This window comes from Paenibacillus sp. WG02, assembly GCF_055396115.1.
In genome coordinates this window covers 5,678,326-5,699,348 of record NZ_AP036016.1, presented here as the reverse complement: position 1 = coordinate 5,699,348, position 21,023 = coordinate 5,678,326, and the positions used below count along the sequence as shown (strand labels likewise).

Here is a 21,023-nt window from a genome sequence, read left to right as displayed (position 1 = left end):
TAGGAAAGGGTGGGTATGAATGAGAACAAGATCGCGTGGCGATATCGTCTTCGCCGGGTTCGTTTATGTGTTCCTCCTTCTGGTATTTATCGCAACGTTCTACCCCTTCTGGAACATTCTCGTGCTGTCTGTAAACAGTGCAGATGATACGATCCGTGGTGGCATTTATTTCTGGCCGAGGGAGTTTTCCTTTACAAGCTATACGCAAATATTATCCGATCAAGAAATCCTCAATGGGGTCAAAGTGACATTAGCACGCACACTGATCGGCACACCCCTCGCCGTTCTGGTAATCAGTCTGCTTTCTTACCCGCTCAGCAAGCGTGATTTGGTCGGCGGGAAGTTCATCACACTTTTCTTCATCTTTACGATGTATTTCGGCGGCGGCTTAATCCCTTACTATATGATCTTAAAGAGTCTTCACCTGATAGATACCTTCTGGGTGTATATTGCGCCAGGTCTTATGAATGTGTTTTTTATGATATTGGTACGCACATTTATTCAGCAGCTTCCTGGGGAATTAGACGAGTCAGCGAAGATGGACGGCGCGAACGATCTGCAAATTTTCATCAAGATCGTATTGCCGCTGACGACTCCGGTACTTGCTACGATTGGGTTGTTTACGGCGATCGGCCATTGGAATTCTTGGTTCGATTCCTATGTATTCACCTATAAGCCTGAACTTAAGACGCTGCAGGCCGTTCTCGTCAAAATTTTGAATCAGTATCAGACGTCAAATATGGTGTCAGATGCGCAGCAGATGGCGAATTCTGCCAAACGACTCGCCGTATCGTCGGATTCGATCCGCATGGCTGCAACGATCGTCGCAACGCTGCCTATTGTCATTGTGTATCCGTTCCTGCAAAAGTATTTTGTCAAAGGCATGACCGTGGGAGCAGTTAAATCCTAGTCCAGTATTCTCATTCTTGAAAGGCGGTGGTAGGAGCACAATCCACAGCGGATAGGACGAAATCACATCAAGCAATGCAATCAGCTGTTATCCATACAATTAGTCAAGGGGGAATGTATGCCATGTTCACGACCAAGAAAACGTTCAAGGTGTTGCTTTCAACGGTTCTTATGGGTTCCGTCATCGCCGGTTGCTCTACGAAGGAAAATACGGCTTCGCCAAGCGATAAGCCGGCTGCTACAACCGATAGCAAAGCTAACGATATGACTCCTATTAAAATGACGTTCTTTGATAAAAATACAGGTGATGCCTTCACGAACGAGGTTGCCAAGGAAATTACGAAACGGACAGGCGTTACGATTGAAATTCAGCAACCAACGGGCAATCCTTCAGAAAAGTTGAATCTGATGCTCGCCAGCAGCGATCTACCGGATATTGTGCTAATGGACCGCGGGGGAGATATCGTCAACAAGTACATCGCTGCAGGGGCGATTATTCCGCTGGATGATCTGATTGCGAAATATGGTCCCAATGTGAAGAAAATGTACGGGGACACTCTGAAAAAGACACGGTACACCGACGGGAAAAACTACTATCTTTCTAACTGGTACGGCCCTGGGAACGAACCCGTATTCGGCATGAATATGCGCATGGATTGGCTTAAACAGCTTGCTCCGGACAAAGTTGAAGGCGGAAAGCCGTTCTCAGCAGATGAATTCGAAGCGCTGCTGAAGGACTTCAAAGCAAAGTTTGGCAAAGCGGACGGCAAAGACGTATTTCCGATGACTTTCAATGGTGAAAATATCGGCGCTGTGCTCGGAACATTCAAAGGCATGTGGGGGATGAAGTCCTTCTTTGAAAATAACGGAACGCTGAAGTACGATGTGAAGGACCCGAAATACAAGGACATGCTGTTGTACTTGAACAAGCTGTACCGTGAGGGCTTGATCGATCCGGAAATGGCCGGTCAATAAGAAGCAAACGTGGGAGCAAAAGATTTCTAATGGGCTCGTATTTGCAACGCCAGGCGCTTACTGGGATCTCGGGACTTCTAACGGCGTGCTCAAGAAGGCAGGCGGACCTGAAAAGCAGCTGTACTCTTATAAGCTTGTAGGACCAGGCGTTGATCCGGCCAAGACGACATTAGGGCCGAGTAGCACACTCGGTTGGGATGCGATTGCGATCACGAAGACGAACAAAAATCCAGAAAGAACAATGAAGCTCATCGATTTCTTGGCTAGCGAAGAAGGTCAATATCTGCTCATGTGGGGCATAGAGGGCGTGCACTGGGATATGAAGGACGGCAAGCATGTGCCGCGTCCGGAAGTGCTCCAAGGCTTTAAAGACGACTGGGATAACTACGTGAAGAAAACCGGTATTCGCAAATGGACTTGGTTCATCAAGAGCGGCAAAGGCTCCGACGGTACGGTGTACGATATGCCGGTCCGTTACCAGCGCGGCGAGATCGACCAAATGGCGCTGAAGAACTTGTCCGATTCGACGTGGGATACAACGGTATATGATAACCTCGGCCCTGCCGGCGGCACCCCGGATGCGCTCGTCAGCCAGAAGGTTTCAGATATTATGAGCCAAACGATTACGAAAGTAATTATCTCTAAGACCGATACGGATGCATCCGCTCTGTTCGATAAAATGCTTGCCGATATGAAGGCGGCAGGTGACGAGAAGGTAGAGAAAATCATTAACGACAACTACAAGAAACGTTTGGATCTTTGGAAATAAGAGATGATCAGATCAGGAAGCCGAGGCACTGTTCCGGCTTCCTTCTTAATTTAAATGTCGATATGAATGAATGGAGCGGGTTAATGATGACATCCAGAACAGTTATCTTTCAAGAGTTGAGTGGTCAAGTGGTTGGAGAAAATGGGTTATGTCGAATTATCGTCGATCTGACGAGCGGATTAACCAATTACGAATGGTTCACCGGCGGTCGCTTGAACGGCGCTTACAGCGCAGCGCGGATCGAAGGAGTCGATGGGGGCAAATACGTTGCTTCGACTGAATATTCGGAGCACAAACTTGAAGCTGGCGGCGCTCAAAAGATCCGTGATGATTTCGGCACGGGCTGCCGTTTCTCTGTGATTCATTCAGGTGAGTCGCTTCCGGTTATGACGCAGACGTTTTGGCTATATGAAAAAGTGCCATACTTCTTTGTTCAGGTAGAGTTGGAAGGCGAATCGGAAGTATGGGAGACCAACTATATTTCGCCATTGACGGTGAATGCAGCTAAGGGATCATCAGCTTTTGAAATGACGGCAGAGGAACTGCGCGCGCTGTTGGTGCCTTTCGATAACGACAAGTGGGTACGTTACGAATCAACCGCCATGCCGAATCAGCTGGAAAGCTATGAGGTAACGGCTATTTTCGAACCTGTATCGAGAAAAGGGCTAGTTGTTGGTTCGGTTACACATGATTCTTGGAAAACAGGTTTGAAAGTAGTCGGACACGAAGGAGCGGCTGTTCACCAGCTTGAGGTATACGGTGGAGCAGCAAGCGAGTATACACGCGACACGATTCCTCACGGTACGCTGATCGGCAAAAGGATTGCTTCACCTCGTATCTTTGTGGGCATGTATGCGGATTACAGGACTGGACTGGAGGAATTCGGAAAGGTCAATGCTGTAATAGCTCCGCCTCTCCAATGGGAACATGGCGTTCCGTTCGGATGGAATAGCTGGTCGGCGGCAGGGGGAGAGCTCGACTACGAGCTTTACACGCATACGTCGGACTTCTTAAAGAGCTTGCGCGATGGCGGGTTTCAACATCAGGGGACGGTCTATATAAATTTTGATTCCTTCTGGACGAATCTAACGCAGGAACAGCTAGAAGACGCCGTTCGTCACGTTCGTGACAATGGCCAAAAGCCTGGCATTTATTGGACACCTTTTGCCTTCTGGGGGAACGATTTCGATCGGGTTGTGGAAGGCACGGACGGCAAGTATACGTACCGTGATCTCCTGCTGCGCGATGAGCAGGGGCAAATTTTACCCGATTTGGACGGCGGATTTGCGATTGATCCTACGCACCCTGGCAATCTAATGCGGACGGAGTGGCATCTTGAACGTTTTGTCAGGTGGGGCTTCGAGTACATTAAACTCGACTTCCTTGGACATGGTGCTTTGGAAGGCATGCACTTCGATAAGGAAGTGCGTACAGGGCTTCAAGCTTACAACCTTGGCATGGCGTTGATCAAAAATAGGCTTGATCCCAAGGTTATCGGACGTCCATTCTTTATCAACTTGTCCATCGCGCCAATGTTTCCACATCAATACGCCCATAGCAGGCGCATCTCTTGTGATGCTTTCGGTACACTGAAAGATACGGAGTACATGTTGAATTCACTCACATATGGTTGGTGGATGAATGGAACTATTTATCCTTTCAATGACCCTGACCATACCGTTCTGTATAAGAGTTTTAACCAAGAACCTACGATGGCGCAGGAAGGTAGGAGTCGTCTAAACGCTTCCCTTATTGCTGGAACCGTTCTTCTCATGGGGGACGATTTCCGCAAAGAGGAAGCGAGGACCAGAGCAGAGAACTGGTTGACCCGACCGGAGCTGTTGAAAATTGCAAAGACAGGAAAAAGCTTTATTCCGCTTGAGGGAAATACCGATGCTGCGTCTGATGATGTGTTTTTCCAAATGGCAGATGATAGCTGCTTTATAGCCGTGTTTAACTATAATCAAGATGAAACGGTTGAGAAACGTATATCCATTGAGCGTTTGGGTCTGCCCCAAAATGCGACGTACGAGCTGCATGATCTTTGGGAGAAAACCGCCCATCAGTCGTCAGGAGACATAAGCGTTCGCTTGGAGCCAGCTGAGTCGAAGATTTTTAAGTTGATTTTTTAGAGGGAAGAGCTGCTTCGGCAGCTCTTTTTTGACCACCTAAGAAGGCGGTTTTCGGTTCCCGAAAACTAAGCCCAACCAGTCCCATATCTTAAGCCGCTCAACCGTCCATTTCGTATCGATTCTCCAATATAGCCGCTCTTTTTGCCAAGTAGCCAAATAAATAATGTTCACCCATCTGGTAACATTTTCTTGATTATCTACCTGCCCTCGCGCACCCATAGTTCTTCTATCTGTATCCCAAACTCAAGCCACACCCAGCATCACCAGATTTTCGCGGAACGTATATGCCTTATTTTGCTCATAAACGCGTATTTCACGTTTTCACGGAACGAGGATCCGCTATTTCCCGTTTTCGAGGTGTAAAAACCAGTAAAACGCCAAAATAGCGCCCCCTCGTTCCGCGTACCTGCCCTGCATCGACATAATTACCAAAATAGCGGATCCTCGTTCCCTGCAATCCTCAGATTAGCAGCTTATATGTTCGAAATCACTCCACAGAGTTGGATTTGATCAACTGTTTATCTGTATTTGAACTGATTTCTATTTACCTGCCCTCGCACCAAACTTTTAACTATACCCTCCAATAACGGAGCACGTCTCATGATTTACGACAAACAAGAACTTCTATTATCGATTATTTCTTCAAAATTAGGGTGCGATCGTGCTCCATAGTTCTCTTACTACACGCTGCAAGTACAGAGACTGCTGCCATCGGTCACTAATCTCTTTGTTCCTCCCGCTTGCTTCATTCGTTGTAATTGCATAAGGGGGAGGTCCTAGTTCAATTACGACCGGGAATACATCATTTGTATTAGCCTGAAGCAGCCAATTTGTCATTCCCAATTGCCACCACTTCATAAAATGGGAGAACATAGGATGATTTTGTTCCTCGCCTGGGTCAATCTGTATCTGCTCTCCGTTCGATATTCGTGTGTGTATGCTAGAAGTGTTCGAAAGTAATGCAAGCAGTAACTCGTCCGCTTCTTGAGAAACCGTATGCATTTCCCCTGCGACGATATAATGGGAAAAGTCAATTGTTAAAGGCAGAGACTTTAGTTCCCTAACGTATTCAACGGTACGTATTAAATCTTGGGTAATAGTACCCCTGTGTGTTTCAACGAAAACAGGAATTCCTGCATCCTTAGACAGTTGCTCAATTCCCTTCAATAGCTGAATGGCAGATTGACCTGTCATGAATGGTTGCATGACTTGTGCATTAATAAATCCAATACGACCAAAGGCTCTTGCTCTTTCTAGGAAATCAGCCAAATCCTCAACCGATTTTGGGTAAGCGTTTACACTGAACGAAAGGTGATACTTGTCTAATAGATGCTTCCAATAATCAGCTTTCTCAGGTGAAGGAAGAAATCCATTAATGCCGTCATAACCACTGCTAGCGATTAAGGCTATTTTTTCTTCGTCGGACAGTGCGTTTCCTGCAAAAACATCCAGATTATCCATTGCCCACCACGACATTTGAACTTCTAATTGATTGTTCATGTTTCTCACCCCTTATCTCGAAGTCATTGGATGGTAAGTGACATCCATCTCTCAATCTATAGTGTAAGTTGAATTTTAAATTGGATGAAGTAATAATCTTGCTTATTTATCATGTAATCCTGCTATTATGAACATTATTTTTGGTGTTGATTGTTTGCGTTGATTAGTTAAACCTCTTCATTACACTAGGAGACAATGTCTCTTTTTGTGAATAAAGAGGTTTTTTTACTATGCGTAATCCATGTAACACCATTGGGTTGTGCAAAATAACAACATTTCAGTGTTATACAGCAAAACTAAAAAACGACCTAGTGCATTATAATAGGAGTATCAGTTAACTAAGACAAATAAGGATGTGAACATAGTGGAATATACCACATTTGGCAAAACGGGAACTCGGGTTTCGAAGCTAGGTCTTGGGGGCGCTCCGCTTGGCGGGGATTACGGTCCGGTTACAGATGAGCAAGTAATTGAGGTGATCGATCGGGCATTGGAGCTCGGGATCAACTTTATCGATACAGCACCGCTATATGGAAGAGGAGAAAGCGAACGCCGAATTGGGAAAGCGCTTCAGGGCAAAAGGGATCAAGTATTTCTTGCGAGTAAGGCTGTTATGCGGGGTGAGCCTTATACGTACGACAATACGATTCGTTCTGTGGAGGACAGTCTTAAGCGCCTAGGGACGGATTATCTGGATCTCATTCAAATGCACGAACTAAGTGAGTTGAACTCGGAAATAGGTATGAATGAAACCATTCCCGCCTTTCTGAAGCTGAAGGAACAGGGAAAGGTTCGAGCCATAGGAGTAAATGCTTTTAATCCATCGCTGCTGCTGCCCTTTATTCGGTCAGGACATATCGATTCGATACAAACGTTCTGTCGCTATATGCTTATCGATTATACGGCCATGGATGAACTTTTACCGACGGCCAGAGAGCATGGTGTTTCTGTCATTAATGGAAGTGTTCTCGGAATGGGTCTGCTTGCTGAGGCTCCAGCGCCATTTATGAACCAGGATTCGCCCATGTTTACCGAAGCGCAGCGTCGAATCCAAGAGATAGCCTTCTTACGGAAGACGGAGCCCAAAGGGTTGATTGAGCCTGCTATGCGGTTTAGCCTTTCTAGTCCGGACATTACAGTAACATTAACTGGAACGACTTCGTTACGCTCACTTGCCCTTAATGCAAGCTATAGCGATGGAGTTGGCTTACCTCAGGATGAATTGGATCGGCTGCTTACTTTATTTCCAGGTCAGCCAATAACATGGTAATAGGGGATGTTGAAGAATGTCTAACGTAAATGCAAGCATTGGAACGGATGCATCGCGTGCACCGTGGGTAGATGAAGTTTGGGATAAAATCATCGGCAAAGTGGAACGAATGAGCCGGTCAGTTGGTGCTGATTTTCCATATATCTCATATAATGGAAAATATGAAAGTGAAGAAGCAGATTGGTGGACGAATGGGTTCTGGCCGGGCTTGATGTGGCTGGTGTATCGTGAGAATAAGATTGAAGAACTCAAAGTTACAGCTGCACAGATCGAGGCCTTAATGGACCCGGTACTTACCGACTATTACCCGCTGCATCATGACGTAGGGTTTATGTGGAGCTTATCCTCCGTGGCGCAGTATAAGCTGCTTGGTAGTGAAATTTCGAAGCGGAGAGCCATGACGGCAGCCAGTCATCTAGTTGGGCGTTACAATGCGAAAGGCCAGTTTATTCGCGCCTGGAACCAGCCGGAGCGGGTTGGTTGGGCGATCATTGACTGCATGATGAATCTGCCGCTGCTATATTGGGCTAGTGAGGAGTCTGGCGATCCACGTTTTAAACACGTGGCGGCTCTTCATGCGGATACGACGTTGCGTGAATTTCTTCGTCCGGATGGCTCTTCTCACCATATTGTGTGCTTCGATCCTGAGACTGGAGAGAGACAAGAAGCTCTGGGGGGACAAGGCTACTCGCCAGATTCAGCATGGTCCCGCGGAACCGCATGGGCGTTATACGGCATGGCACTAAGCGCTCGCTACACGGGAGATCAACGTTATATCGACGCAGCTAAGCGTTCAGCGCATTTTTTCCTGGCCAATGTTCCCGAAGATGGTTTACCGCCATGGGATTTCCGAGCTCCTTGGGAAGAAGGAATGGCAATGGACTCAAGCGCGACAGCTTGCGCAGCCAGCGGCATGCTGGAGTTGAGTTTGTTGGTGCCGAAGAGCGAGTCTGAGCTATATCGAAGTGCTGCTGAGAAGCTGATTTTTAAATTAAATGAAAAATACACAGCTTGGGATGATCCGAACGAGGAAGCGATTCTACGGATGGGAACTGCCAACCGTCCGAAACAAGCACATGTTAATAACCCAATGATCTATGGCGACTATTTCTTCGCAGAAGCAGTCTGCAAGCTGCGCGGCGTACATGATACATTCTGGTAGGAGGGAGCATCCAATGAAACCAACAAACAAATCCAATTCCTGGGCTGCTGCCATCTATGCGCGGGATTCGTGGACAGCGCCAACTTGGGCGCTCACGGAGCGGAAGCTAATCGATACACTGAACGAGGCCGCGGTGGAATATGTGCGTCGCTATACGCGGGAGGACGGAACGATCGTATGGAGAGACGAGTGGCCAGGTATGGATGGCTCGGATGATCCTTATGAGGCGTTCATGAATTTATCACTCCTTTACGTACTCGGGGGTAATGAGGAGATTCTACGCTTGTCCCGCCTTATGTATGATGCGATTACTTGGCAATGGACGGAATATGGTCAGATTCATAACGAATTTGATGCTTATTATGACTGGATGCACCATGGCGAAGGCTCCTTATATCTCTATTTCCTTGGCTTGTCCGATCCGCATTTGCTGAAGAATAGTCAGCGAGCAGTCAAGTTTGCCGAGTTATATACAGGAAAGAATCCGGAAGTGCCGAACTATGATGCAGAACGAAAGCTGATGCGCTCGCCTATTACAGGCAGTAAGGGACCACGCTTTCAGATGACGGAAGAGGACTGGGTAACACATCGAGGTGTGCTCGATGATTATTTGGCGCCATTCGAGGATATTCCTGGTGTTGACTTCGCAAGCGGTAAGTGTAAGTGGTCAGACGATGCCATTTACGGAGAAATCATTACCAGAATGAATGAACGGAAAGCGAAAGGAGATGTCCCGCTTAACTTGAACACAACGGGGTTGATCACGAATGCGTTTATGTACACGGGCGATGAATCCTATCGGCAGTGGGTATTAGACTATTTGAACGCTTGGGAAGAGCGCACACTGCGTAACGGCGGGTTAATTCCAGACAACGTTGGATTAAACGATATTATTGGAGAGTACAACGATGGCAAATGGTGGGGGGGTTACTACGGCTACCGTTGGCCGCACGGTTTCATGTCCATCATTGAACCGCTAACCAATGCTGGCATGAACGCTGTGCTCCTTTCTGGTGATCGAAGCAAGTTAGATTTGGCACGTTCGCAATTGGACCGAAACTGGGATCTAGGGAAAGAAATCAATGGGAAATGGCACGTTCCGAATAAGCATTTTGATGCCGGGTGGACGGACTACCGAATCCAAGTTCCAACCTACCCCATTTATTTATGGACGATCTCGATGGCTGAGGAAGATGCGGCACGTGTAGACCGGATTCCCTATGAAGATCATTTCCGATTGATCGATATGCCCACTATTTCTGGCAGAAACCCTGTAACTCGTAAGGAAACCAAGCATTATATTGCAAATACGGTGCCATGGTACTTATATATGCGAGGGCAATTCCCTGACTATCCAGAGCGTATTTTACAGCAAAATCTGGAGCTAATCGCCAACCAATTGGAAAAGCTTCGCTCTCCTAAGGGAGATCCAACCAGCTGGGATTGGGATCATCCCTACAGTATTCATGAGTGGCAGGAATATTCTCCTGTCTATTTTGAAGGATTACTGCAAATGATGCTAGGCGCCCCTATGCACATCTCCCATGGCGGGTTACAGCATGCGAGAGTACGTTATTTCGACGCAGACCGTAAACGATGCGGCCTTCCAGAGGACATCGGTGCTTTGGTAGAAGCGCTGGGTGATGAGTTTGTAACCCTAACACTTGTGAACCTATCAGCGTTCAAAGAACGTGAGTTGATCGTACAAGCTGGCAGCTTCGGTGAGCACCAGTTTACTTATATGGAGAGCTTTAATCAAAGCGGTCAGAAGGTTGGCGATGGAGAGCTCGATGGCAAATGGTTACCGGTTACCCTTGCTCCAGGAGCAGGAATTCAATTGAAGCTTCATATGAAACGCTACGTGAATCAACCGACCTATGAGACGCCATGGAGTGCAGAAGTGGCAGGAGGGACGGCGAAACTTATCCGAGGCCGTAACCAAGTATAGGGAGTAAAAATGAGGAGAGTATGTAATCCATGAACTCTATTCGTCAATCATTTACTAGAGATGTTAACCATGCCTATCTCGATAGCCATGTCCACTTCTGGAGGCTGGAGCGTGGCGATTATCATTGGCTTACACCTAGCAATCAAGTTCTTTACCAAAATTATGTGCCATCAGATCTGTTTGGTCTTGAAGATGCTAATGCATTACGCGGAATTATCGCCGTACAGGCGGCACCGAATGTGGCAGAGACGGAATATTTACTTGAGCTAGCAGGTAAAAATGAGCGAATCCTCGGTGTCGTTGGTTGGCTTGATCCTTTTGCAGATTCATTCGCTGACGAATATAGACGTTTACGTAACAACCCACAATTCGTTGGGATTAGGCTGGACCGTTCCGTCTTCGAGCAGTGCAAAGAGCAAGTACCGGATCGTCTGTTAGAGCATCTTCGTCTGTTGGAGGAAGATGGTTTTCCCATCGACCTGCTGATCGGACCAGATCAGATGCCAACCGTAATAAAATACTTAAAGTCCGTACCTAACTTAAAGGCGGTTATTAACCATCTAGGCGGTCCGCCTATTCGTACTGGTGAAATCGAGCCTTGGTCGGCATACATCGATGAGTTATCCGCATTTCCTAACGTGTATTGCAAATGGTCAGGTATGATCACACCGGCTGGCGGAATGAATCCACATCTGTTAGTACCTTATATCCGTCACACTGCGGAACGATTTGGTCCTAATCGCATTATGTACGGTAGTGATTGGCCGGTAGCTTTGATGGCCGGTACCTATAACGATGTTGTTCAATTATTCGAGCAGCTGCTGCCTGAGGAGTGGAACGACATGGCGCGTGCAAGTGTACGCATTCACAATGCTAGGACATTTTATTGGGGGATTGGGGATAGCGAAGCATGATACATAGACTCCTCTACTACTCTCAACTTCGCAAAGGGATAATAAGCGAATTTCAGCAAATCGTTAAAGAAGATGCAAACACGCTTCGTGAAGAATGGGCAGCGTTAGGACTATCGAATGTCTCGGTTTTCGCTTGCGATCTGTATGTTTGCGTCTATGCCGAGGTATCAGGTGGTCAGAGTGTTCCAAACTGGGATTGGCCGATGTCTTTTGAGCGATACTTAGAGAAGTGGCCAACCGAACCTGATCATGACGTCAATTCTAGTGAGACGCTGCACAGGCTTGCGATCCCAATGATAGACGTTTTTCACGACGGGGTGCCAGAAAACACGGATTTCTGGAGCGGCAGCCGATCGGTCGAGGAGCGGGTTGGCTCAATAGCCAGATTGAAACCAGAAATGGCTTCGAGCTATATCTTTTATCATTATCAGAAGCAGGAAGAGTCACCAGACAGCTTTAATTCAACTTATATGATCGGTTCTTTTGGAAGGTTTTTATTCTCCTATCACGAGTTACCATCTAGGATCAGTACAAGGAAACGCCAAGGATTACTAACAACCAAACATTCTCCGGACAATTGGCATGAGGTGATGCTGCCACATTTCGAGCCATGGAAAGAAGCACCGGAAGGGCAGCGGCTGTGGCGTAAAATGGAGTGTTTAATGTAACAACAGCCGGTTGACAGGACATATAATCGGAGGTACGGCATGTTTACAGCAAACGAACTGGACTATTTAGAAAGCTTATCCGGGGTAAACCCTATTCAGCAAGACATCGACGCATTTAAACAAAAAGGCAAGTTAGATGATTTCGAAGAAACCGGGTTAACTCGTGACAAATATTTGGACTTTTCCGAAGCGCGAGTTCGTCAATTTGCCCCATTTTTATGTGAATACGGGGGGATTCTGGATCCAGACGATGGGAAAGAACACGAATATGCAACCGCTGCATTTGTAAAAGCCGGAGCTATTCTACTAGCCAACGATCGCTGCAAGAATCTCAAAGAACAGATTCTGCTCGCGATGGATTGGGCCAGTACCTGTTTGGGTGAGAATAAAGTTCCTGACGATCATGCCGATTTCACGACGCACATGCTGGTTAGGGCGTATCAGCTTTTGGCGCCGATTGTAGATAAGGAGCGAAGCGATAGCTGGAAAGCCAGTTTGTCCAACGTTGAGCCTGAGGTAACGTATTGCCAAACGGTTCGAAGTTTTCCAGATATCCGTACCATCCGTAACTGGGCTACTTATGCCATGCATGGCGAAATGATGAGGCTAAATGAAGGGTTCACGGACTCTATGGCTTTCATTGATAAGTATTTGAAACCGCAAATGCCGCGTTTTACGCGTGAAGGGCTATACCGCGATCCGAATATTCCGGTCGCCTATGATTTGGCTGCGCGTCAACAGCTTAGCGGGTTAATAGATGCCGGTTATAACGGCGAATGGAAGACATTTCTAGAAATGCAGCTTCGCAAAGGTGCTCAAACGATGCTGTTTATGCAGTCTACCACCGGGGGAACGAGCTGCGGAGGCAGGAGTAACCAGATTATTTGGAATGAACTGACCTTTGCCAATCTGTGTGAACGGGAAGCCACGCTTTATGCCAAAGAAGGAGATCAAGAATGGGCAGGTATCTTCAAGCGAGCTGCACGAAAAGCGCTACAATCCATTCTGCGCTGGATAGAGGATCCCACCCAATTTCGGTTGTTGAAAAATAGGTTTGATAGCGGGCTACGAAATGGTTGGGAGTTCTATGCCTATTATTCGACATACAGCTTGTATGCCGCTCAAATTGCTGCTTCGTGCTTTGAAAGTGCTGACGATAGCATTTCCGAAAAGGCAACACCGGCCGATTTGGGCGGATATGTGGTGCCCATTGATTCCTTCAACCGGATCTATGCCACTACGGGACCTCAGCAAGGTGGTTATCACCTCGTGATGGATACGGCAGCGCAAATGGGTCACGACGCAACCGGATGGGTGCGGCTTCACAAAGCGGATTATCTGGAGGAAACGGCGCTCTCGATGGGGATAGCTGGGCTCAACGGAAATATTCATTTGAATTATTTTGTGGCTAAACAAATCATTCCGCGCCCCCATTCGCCAGCAGCTATAGGCTTGACATGGAGGGATGCACACGGTACGTGGCACAGGTTAGCTAACTATGGCAGAAGAAAGCACGAAACGTTTCATTCCTTGAATGAGGACGGGGCGCCAACCCATCCTGAAAAGCTGCATTGGCATGCTTTGCTTGAAAGTGGGGAGGAAAATGGCGATGTGCTATCTTTCAAACTACGCTACGAGTCTACGGGACTTCAGCTAATAAACGACATGGATTTGCGTTCACCGGATGAGGATCAACACCCAGCTATTTTACGAGCTATCGGTGATTTGATGCCAAGGCCTGGCATCGAGGGTGTAGCGGCGATCACAGAAACTTATCACATTGCACACGATGGCGTGACAACGGCATGGTCTGTGGAGGCTGCAGAGGATACGGAATTATCCGCAATTGGTGTAACGGTTCCGGTGCTCGTGACGAACGGAACCGATGAGACGCTCATCCGTGTGGATGGGAATAAGCTTTTCGTCTTTTATTCAAATGCCATCTATGCTATTCAGCCTGAAGGTGAAACTGGCGATGTCGAACTTGAGCTTCTTCCTGGGTTGATGCCGAATCGAAATGGCAACTATCGTCTCGCGCAATGGAGCAGCAAGGATGCTCAGAAGGAAATCAAGCTTCATTTCTCTTTAGAGCAGGCACAGATCTTATGAAAGTTTCTTTATTCATCACATGTTTAAGCGACCTTGTATATCCAGTTGTGCGGTTATTTTCAACAGTCTTGAGAATAGTAGGGGGCACAAAATAAACGGAGCTACGCGGGCTCCGTTTTACATTTATTTATGAAACATCGTATTACTTTTTCAAAATCGGTATCCATATTTCACTTTTAAAAGTTGGTGAGGTTACATCATTATTCTCATTCCAAAGGATTTCTGGACCTTCTATTGATTCATAGTTTGAGGATGGAAACCATTCGGAATAAATGCGTCCCCATACATTTTGCAGTGTATCAGGGAAGGGTCCGATTGCTTCGAATACAGCCCATGTTGAGGCAGAAACATCAAGTTGTGTTAGGTTATCTGGACACTCCTTCGTTGTTGCTACGCCAATATAGTGATCAAAATCCCCTTTTTCCTCCATCCTGCCCTCAGAAAAGTTTGTGGATGCACTAAGCAGTCCCATAGGTGCGACATTAGAAAGGTGTTTAAGGTTATTGATCGTTTCACCATCTAAACCTTTCCACATAGAAGCAATCTCCGGATTTACCCCGTTGAATTGGATAGGAATTCGTTTCTGAATGCCAACAATGCGAAATGCCTCTTTTTCCTCAATTCGGTAGATCATTTCATTTCCTCCTTTGATGGATAACTGGAAGGTCATTGGTGGATAGGCTTTAAGTGAATGGCCATTATTTCTGGCTTCTGATGGTGTTATGCCATGCAAATTTTGAAAAGCTCTTGCAAAAGAATCTGGTGAGTTGTACCCGTATTTCACTGCAATGTCAATGACCTTTACACTGCTGCCTTTAAGCTCAAATGCTGCAAGAGTAAGGCGTCTGCGGCGGATGTATTCGGACAGCGAAATACCTGCAAGGAAGGAAAACATCCTTTTAAAATGGTATTCAGAACAGAAAGCGCATCTTGCTACTTCTTTAAAATCAATATCGTTTGCAAGATTATCTTCAATGTACCTTAAAGCACCATTCATGTTTGTAAGCAAATCCATTTATCTGACCTCCTTTATCCAAAGAATAGCAGGAATTGCATATATCCATCCGACATTTCGTGCACAATTATGCAGGGTCTATTCTTAGGTAAATCATCGCTACCCTTTCGGAATTTTGCGATATTCGGTTGGGGAAACTCCCATCATTTTCTTAAAAAGTCTTGAGAAGTAGTAGGCATCGGATATGCCGATCGCGCTTCCGATTTCCTTGATCGTGAGGGCGGTCAGGTCGAGCATTTGGCTCGCTTTTTGTATTTTGAGACGTAAAAAGTACTCCACTGGCGGAAAGCTGGTTTCCTTCTTGAATAAAAAAATCAAATGCTGTTTCGATACCCCAGTATGCTTGGCTAGATCTGAGAGTGTAATGGAAACCTCCATATGGTCGTTCATGTACCGGATGGCGCTTCCCATATAGTTCTCCCTTTTTTTGTCTTGCGTAGACCCCGCTGAACTCATGCCAATATCGCTCAAAAGCTCCCGAAACACATTAGAAACATGTACATGTATCGCCATGGAATATGCCTTGTTCGAAAGCAATTCATAGCAGTGTTCGAATTCCGTCAGAAACTTTGTGTTAATGCTATGCGGAAGATAAATGGAGCCTTCGTACAAATTGTACATTTTGAATAATGGAGCGGCATGATCGCCATGCAAATGAAACCAGTGAATACTCCATGGTAAATGGGAAGATGCTCCGTAACGATGCGGAATACCTGCAGGTATGACGGCCAATTGACGCGCGGTTAATTGCAGCGGCTTGCGATTTTCAAGCTCGATCCATCCTTCGCCATCAGTGCAATAGATAACAATATGGGCGTTGCAGCCGTCAGAACGTTCCCGATAATGGTACTGGGCTCGCGGGAATACGCCGATATCGCTGATATATAGGTGCTTGGTCAATTCCGATTGCTCTAATTCTTTCACAATATATTCGGGCATGACATGAAGCAATTCCTCTTGGAAGCCCTCCGGCTTCATAATCGTTTCCATAAATCTCACACCTCTTGTTGAAATAAGAATATCATCCATCATAAACCGCATTTCGTCAATTGGCAGAACGATATTCTAGAAGTAAATTAGAGATATCATCTAGCAGGAGGTCATCCAATGAGGAATGAAAAGACAGATTCAGTGGCTCAGCATAACGTTCAATCAGTTCGAGTATGGGAAGAAACAGTGGAAATTCCCACCTACGAAATCGGAGCGCCTAATCCAAACCCAATGTTCTTGGAAAAACGGGTGTATCAAGGCAGCTCGGCCGCGTCTATCCGCATCCTGTCATTGATAAAATAGAAGACGAGAAAGTGATGAAAAGCTATCGACTGGTTATTCTTGAAAACGAATATGTTCGAATTGAAATGATGCCGGAGCTCGGTGGACGGATCTATCGGGCGCTGGACAAAACGAATCAATACGATTTCGTTTATTACAACAGAGTGATCAAGCCTGCGCTTGTTGGTCTCGCCGGACCGTGGATCTCAGGAGGTATCGAATTCAACTGGCCGCAGCATCACCGTCCCAACACGTTCGGCCCCGTAGAATATCGTTATGCGGTGAATGAGGATGGCAGCGCAACAGCATGGGTGAGCGAGATTGATCGCATGTATGGCACGAAGGTAACCGCCGGTTTTACGTTGTATCCAGGTAAGGCGTACTTGGAGATCTCGGCGCAGCTTTACAACCGTACACCAGAACCGCAAACCTTCCTATGGTGGGCGAATCCAGCAGTTGCCGTTAACGAACATACGCAATCCGTATTTCCGCAGGACGTGACGGCCGTATTCGATCACGGCAAGCGGGATGTGTCCCGATTCCCGATTGCAACCGGCACATACTACAAAATGGACTATTCCGCCGGCGTTGATATCTCACGGTACAAGAATATTCCAGTTCCAACTTCTTATATGGCATACAAATCCGATTACAATTTTGTCGGCGGTTATGATCACGGCGTACAGGCAGGGCTTTTGCACGTCGCTAACCACCATATTTCCCCAGGGAAAAAGCAATGGACGTGGGGGAACGGCGAGTTCGGGCAAGCATGGGACCGCAATCTGACCGACGAAGACGGGCCGTATATCGAATTGATGACCGGTGTATATACCGATAATCAACCGGATTTTACTTGGCTGCAGCCCTATGAAGAGAAATCGTTTAAGCAGTACTTTATGCCGTACAAAAATATTGGGGTCGTCAAAAATGCGACGATTGATGCCGCAGTTAATCTTGAAGTCGACGAAGCAACCCGTGAAGCTGTTGTGCATGTTTATGCAACTTCAATTTTCCCGGATGCCGTTGTAGAGCTTAAAAGCCGCCAGCGCACCTATCTAAAAGAAAAGCTTGAATTATCGCCAGTGTCCACGTATAAATCGGTGATTATACTTGATGAAGCCGATAAACCGCATGATTTGCTCGTGCAAGTTTGGGATCATAAAGGCGAACTGCTCGTATCCTACCGTCCTGTCAAACCATCGATTGAGCAGGCGCCAGATGCAGCCAAACCGCTTCCAGAACCTCAGGAACTGATGTCGAACGAGCAGCTATACTTGGCTGGACTGCACCTAGAGCAGTACCGTCATGCTACATTCGAGCCGGAGGATTATTATTTGGAGGGGCTCAAGCGCGATCCGAACGATATTCGCATTAATGTCGCGTATGGAACGCTGCTGCTACGCCGCTGTTTGTTCCGCGAGGCCGAAGGGCATTTCCGCACGGCGGTGAAGTCGCTTACGTGGCGTAACCCTAATCCGTACGACAGCGAAGCTTTCTATCAGTTGGGCATATCGCTGAAAATGCAAGGTCGCTTGGATGAAGCATTCGCCGCCTTTTATAAAGCGGTCTGGTCTGCTGCTTGGCAGGACAGCGGCTATTTCTCGCTCGCTCAGATCGCCTGCGAAAAAGGGAATTATGAAGAGGCGCTTGAATTGGTTGAGCGTTCGCTCATCCGTAATGCGCATAACTACAAGGCGCGTCATTTGAAAACGGTGCTGCTGCGTAAATTAGGATTCAACGAGGACGCGCTCACTTTTGCCCAAGAAACACTTAAGCTTGATATTGCCGATTTTGCAGCATATAACGAATGCTATCTAGTGAATGTAGCCCAAGGAGACCGAGATAATGCTGATCGTGTGCTTGGAGAATTAGTCCAACTCATGCGCGGTGATGCTCATAATTACTTGAACCTTGTATCGGACTATGCCGGAAGTGGTTTGTATACCGAGGCGATTGAAGTGCTGAATCGAATCGTTCAGAACGATAGCACGGATGCATACCCGATGCTGCACTACACCCTTGGTTACTTAAATGAGAAAGCGGGCTACCCGGATGTCGCAGCGAAACATCGGCAGCAAGGAAATGCAGCGTCGCCGGATTACTGCTTCCCGAACAATTGGTTCGATCTGCTTATATTGGAAAGCGCCATTGCTTCCAATGCCAATGATGATAAAGCGCATTACTATTTAGGTAACTTGCTGTATGACAAGAGACGCTACGAGGACGCAATCGGCCATTGGGAGTCGTCCAGAGATATTCGCGGCGATTTCGCGACTGTTCACCGCAACTTAGCGCTGGCTTATTTCAATAAACGCGGCGATGCTCAAGCGGCGCTTATGTCCTTAGAAACAGCGTTTGAGAGCCAACAGAATGACGCAAGAGTGTTTTATGAGCTTGATCAGCTTTACAAAAAGCTGGGTTACTCTCCGGAAAGTCGTTTTGAAAAACTTGAAAAGCACAAGGCTCTAGTTGTTCAGCGCGACGATCTCTATTTGGAATACGTTACATTGCTCAATTCTCAAGGCAAGCACGAGCAGGCTGCAGCCTCTCTAGCCTCACGGAAGTTCCATCCATGGGAAGGCGGGGAAGGCAAAGTCACCGGTCAATACGTCTATTCACATGTAGAGCTCGCCAAACGCGCTTTAGATGAAGCGAAATACGAGAAAGCACTTGAACTTTTGCATAAGGCGCTTCATTTTCCAGAAAACCTCGGTGAAGGAAAGCTAGCAGGCGCGCAAGAGAACCATATCTATTACTATTTAGGCTGTGCGTTTGAGGGTCTGAAAATGACAGCTAACGCGATAGCGTCGTTCGAGAAGGCGTCCTTTGGCTTGGATGAGCCGGCCAGCGTGATGTACTACAACGATCAGCCGCCGGATATGATTTTTTACCAAGGCTTAGCATGGTTGAAGCAGCAAAATGACAAAGAAGCTAAGCGCCGATTCAACAAGCTCATTGATTATTCCGAAAAGCATATTTTTGATCAAGTAAAATTCGATTATTTCGCCGTCTCGCTGCCGGATTTCCTTGTGTTCGAGGATGATCTTAACAAGCGCAACGAAATTCATTGCAACTACATGATGGCGCTCGGCTTCATTGGAATAGGCAAGCTTGAACAAGCCAAATGGCAATTGGAAGAAGTGCTCCGTTTAGATAAAAATCATCAAGGGGCAAGTACTCACCTTCGTTTGTGCGAATAAGCAAATGAGCTATCCTATTTGCAGGGTTATCAAAAAGGATGAAGTGAGGGATAGACTTGGGAAGTTGGACACAAATCGAAAGTGAAGGTTATTTATCTTGGGTTGGACAAACAAACGGCATTTCGTTAACCGTGATTCCTGCGCTTGGCAGCAAGGTAGCCTCGCTTGTGAATCGAAAGACGAATCGGGAGTGGCTCTGGCGAAGCGGTAAACCGCTGGGAAACACAGGTTATGGTTCATCCTTTGCGACTGGAGATGAGAGCGGATGGGATGAAATGTTTCCAAGCATTAATAAGTGCTTCTATCCGGAAAAACCGTGGCAGAACCAGATGATTCCAGACCATGGGGAGGTATGGTCCTTAGAATGGAGCAGTCAATGTGTGGGGGATGAGCTATACTGCCAAGTGAATAGTGTGCATTTTCCATATACATTGGAAAAGGTATATTCTTTTGCAGAGGAAGACACCTTGCGAATTGATTATTGTGTAAAGAATCATTCCTTATCGCCTTTTTCCTTTCTTTGGGCGGCACATCCCTTATTTCAAGTCCGAGAAGGAATGATTTTGAACGTTCCGAACGACATGAAACAAATTGAGATCTCTTATTCTGAACAGCAGCGTCTTGGCGTCTTTCAGGACAGGAAACCTTGGCCTCTCATTCAAACGGATAATGGAAGCGTAGATCTTAGCAAAATCGAGCCGGCAGAAGGGGAATTTGCAGAAAAATATTATTTCGCAGATAAGGTTAAGCACGGTTGGGCCCAGCTTAGCGATCCTGCGACAGGCGAAACGGTTACGCTCCGTTTTCCTCCGGAACAAGTGCCTTATCTAGCCATTTGGGCTAATTACGGTGGATATGGCGGTCATTATCATTTTGCAATCGAGCCTGCGACAGGAAAGATGGATGATCTTGCCCATGCGATGGGACAAAACGAAACGGCTACTGTTGAAGCTCTTGGGGAGTACAGGTGGTTTATTGAAGTATCAATAAATTAAAATATATATTTTAGCATAATCCCCGGTTTGTGGCCGAACCGGTTCATGACGACTGTTCTAGTGAGAAGTAGCATGGCTGAATGCTACTTCCATTGGATTAAATCCAGTGGAAGTAGGGAATGGACAGTCTGGAAGCCAATTCCATTGGAAAATGTCCAATGGAAGTATTCAGTTCATGCTGAATA

14 protein-coding genes and 1 pseudogene are annotated in these 21,023 nt (G+C 46.7%); 12 read left to right on the top strand and 3 right to left on the bottom strand.

All coding sequences use genetic code 11. The features are described 5' to 3' along the window. The first annotated feature begins 19 nt into the window (after window positions 1-19). The 4 genes from ACBP55_RS25925 to ACBP55_RS25910 all read left to right on the top strand — a co-directional run bounded on the left by ACBP55_RS25925 (window position 20) and on the right by ACBP55_RS25910 (window position 4,785). Window positions 20-910 (top strand): carbohydrate ABC transporter permease, encoded by an 891-nt coding sequence (locus ACBP55_RS25925; protein ID WP_057306724.1) that lies wholly within the window; start codon window positions 20-22, stop codon window positions 908-910. A gap of 122 nt (window positions 911-1,032) precedes the next feature. Next, window positions 1,033-1,884 carry an extracellular solute-binding protein gene (locus tag ACBP55_RS25920; protein WP_464645759.1) on the top strand — a complete coding sequence of 284 codons (852 nt, stop codon included), beginning with the start codon at window positions 1,033-1,035 and terminating at the stop codon, window positions 1,882-1,884. Window positions 1,885-1,969: 85 nt separating this feature from the next. Further along, on the top strand, window positions 1,970-2,653 hold the full coding sequence (locus ACBP55_RS25915; RefSeq protein ID WP_464645758.1) for a type 2 periplasmic-binding domain-containing protein: 684 nt from the start codon (window positions 1,970-1,972) through the stop codon (window positions 2,651-2,653). 83 nt (window positions 2,654-2,736) lie between these two features. Next, window positions 2,737-4,785 carry an alpha-galactosidase gene (locus ACBP55_RS25910; RefSeq protein WP_464645757.1) on the top strand — a complete coding sequence of 683 codons (2,049 nt, stop codon included), beginning with the start codon at window positions 2,737-2,739 and terminating at the stop codon, window positions 4,783-4,785. A gap of 648 nt (window positions 4,786-5,433) precedes the next feature. On the opposite strand, the gene ACBP55_RS25905 is transcribed toward ACBP55_RS25910, so the two are convergent. Then, window positions 5,434-6,285: a sugar phosphate isomerase/epimerase family protein gene (locus ACBP55_RS25905; RefSeq protein ID WP_464645756.1), complete on the bottom strand. Its 852-nt coding sequence runs from the start codon at window positions 6,283-6,285 to the stop codon at window positions 5,434-5,436. A gap of 364 nt (window positions 6,286-6,649) precedes the next feature. On the opposite strand from ACBP55_RS25905, the gene ACBP55_RS25900 reads away from it, so the two are divergent. Genes ACBP55_RS25900 through ACBP55_RS25875 form a run of 6 tightly spaced genes read left to right on the top strand, consistent with a single transcriptional unit; the run spans window position 6,650 to window position 14,356 of the window. Further along, window positions 6,650-7,555, top strand: a complete 906-nt coding sequence (locus ACBP55_RS25900) for an aldo/keto reductase (protein ID WP_464645755.1) — start codon at window positions 6,650-6,652, stop codon at window positions 7,553-7,555. A gap of 16 nt (window positions 7,556-7,571) precedes the next feature. Then, window positions 7,572-8,717, top strand: coding sequence for a glycoside hydrolase family 88 protein (locus ACBP55_RS25895; protein WP_464645754.1), 1,146 nt, complete (start codon window positions 7,572-7,574; stop codon window positions 8,715-8,717). A 13-nt stretch (window positions 8,718-8,730) separates the two neighbouring features. After that, on the top strand, window positions 8,731-10,665 hold the full coding sequence (locus tag ACBP55_RS25890) for a DUF8034 domain-containing protein (RefSeq protein WP_464645753.1): 1,935 nt from the start codon (window positions 8,731-8,733) through the stop codon (window positions 10,663-10,665). Window positions 10,666-10,694: 29 nt separating this feature from the next. Continuing rightward, complete coding sequence (locus ACBP55_RS25885) at window positions 10,695-11,579, top strand: amidohydrolase family protein (protein ID WP_464645752.1); 885 nt, start codon at window positions 10,695-10,697, stop codon at window positions 11,577-11,579. Then, window positions 11,576-12,247 (top strand): hypothetical protein, encoded by a 672-nt coding sequence (locus ACBP55_RS25880; protein WP_464645751.1) that lies wholly within the window; start codon window positions 11,576-11,578, stop codon window positions 12,245-12,247. Before ACBP55_RS25885 ends, ACBP55_RS25880 begins: the two co-directional genes overlap by 4 nt. A gap of 39 nt (window positions 12,248-12,286) precedes the next feature. After that, the gene (locus ACBP55_RS25875) at window positions 12,287-14,356 is read left to right on the top strand and encodes a hypothetical protein (protein ID WP_464645750.1); all 2,070 of its coding nucleotides are present in this window, start codon (window positions 12,287-12,289) and stop codon (window positions 14,354-14,356) included. 142 nt (window positions 14,357-14,498) lie between these two features. Here the strand turns inward: ACBP55_RS25875 and ACBP55_RS25870 are convergent, their stop codons facing one another. Beyond that, entirely contained in the window at window positions 14,499-15,371 is an 873-nt protein-coding gene (locus ACBP55_RS25870) for an AraC family transcriptional regulator (RefSeq protein WP_464645749.1), read from the bottom strand. A gap of 99 nt (window positions 15,372-15,470) precedes the next feature. Beyond that, window positions 15,471-16,361: a helix-turn-helix domain-containing protein gene (locus ACBP55_RS25865; RefSeq protein WP_464645748.1), complete on the bottom strand. Its 891-nt coding sequence runs from the start codon at window positions 16,359-16,361 to the stop codon at window positions 15,471-15,473. 117 nt (window positions 16,362-16,478) lie between these two features. On the opposite strand from ACBP55_RS25865, the pseudogene ACBP55_RS25860 reads away from it, so the two are divergent. Beyond that, a pseudogene (locus tag ACBP55_RS25860) lies at window positions 16,479-19,843 on the top strand (DUF5107 domain-containing protein). A gap of 56 nt (window positions 19,844-19,899) precedes the next feature. Further along, window positions 19,900-20,838: an aldose epimerase family protein gene (locus tag ACBP55_RS25855; RefSeq protein WP_464645747.1), complete on the top strand. Its 939-nt coding sequence runs from the start codon at window positions 19,900-19,902 to the stop codon at window positions 20,836-20,838. Window positions 20,839-21,023: the final 185 nt, after the last annotated feature.

Bases quoted from the DNA above. Each gene is read 5' to 3' on its own strand.
- ACBP55_RS25865 (WP_464645748.1), bottom strand. From the start codon at position 16,361: ATGGAAACGATTATGAAGCCGGAGGGCTTCCAAGAGGAATTGCTTCAT.
- ACBP55_RS25895 (WP_464645754.1), top strand. From the start codon at position 7,572: ATGTCTAACGTAAATGCAAGCATTGGAACGGATGCATCGCGTGCACCG.
- ACBP55_RS25910 (WP_464645757.1), top strand. From the start codon at position 2,737: ATGATGACATCCAGAACAGTTATCTTTCAAGAGTTGAGTGGTCAAGTG.
- ACBP55_RS25890 (WP_464645753.1), top strand. From the start codon at position 8,731: ATGAAACCAACAAACAAATCCAATTCCTGGGCTGCTGCCATCTATGCG.
- ACBP55_RS25870 (WP_464645749.1), bottom strand. From the start codon at position 15,371: ATGGATTTGCTTACAAACATGAATGGTGCTTTAAGGTACATTGAAGAT.
- ACBP55_RS25905 (WP_464645756.1), bottom strand. From the start codon at position 6,285: ATGAACAATCAATTAGAAGTTCAAATGTCGTGGTGGGCAATGGATAAT.
- ACBP55_RS25875 (WP_464645750.1), top strand. From the start codon at position 12,287: ATGTTTACAGCAAACGAACTGGACTATTTAGAAAGCTTATCCGGGGTA.
- ACBP55_RS25880 (WP_464645751.1), top strand. From the start codon at position 11,576: ATGATACATAGACTCCTCTACTACTCTCAACTTCGCAAAGGGATAATA.
- ACBP55_RS25925 (WP_057306724.1), top strand. From the start codon at position 20: ATGAGAACAAGATCGCGTGGCGATATCGTCTTCGCCGGGTTCGTTTAT.
- ACBP55_RS25920 (WP_464645759.1), top strand. From the start codon at position 1,033: ATGTTCACGACCAAGAAAACGTTCAAGGTGTTGCTTTCAACGGTTCTT.
- ACBP55_RS25885 (WP_464645752.1), top strand. From the start codon at position 10,695: ATGAACTCTATTCGTCAATCATTTACTAGAGATGTTAACCATGCCTAT.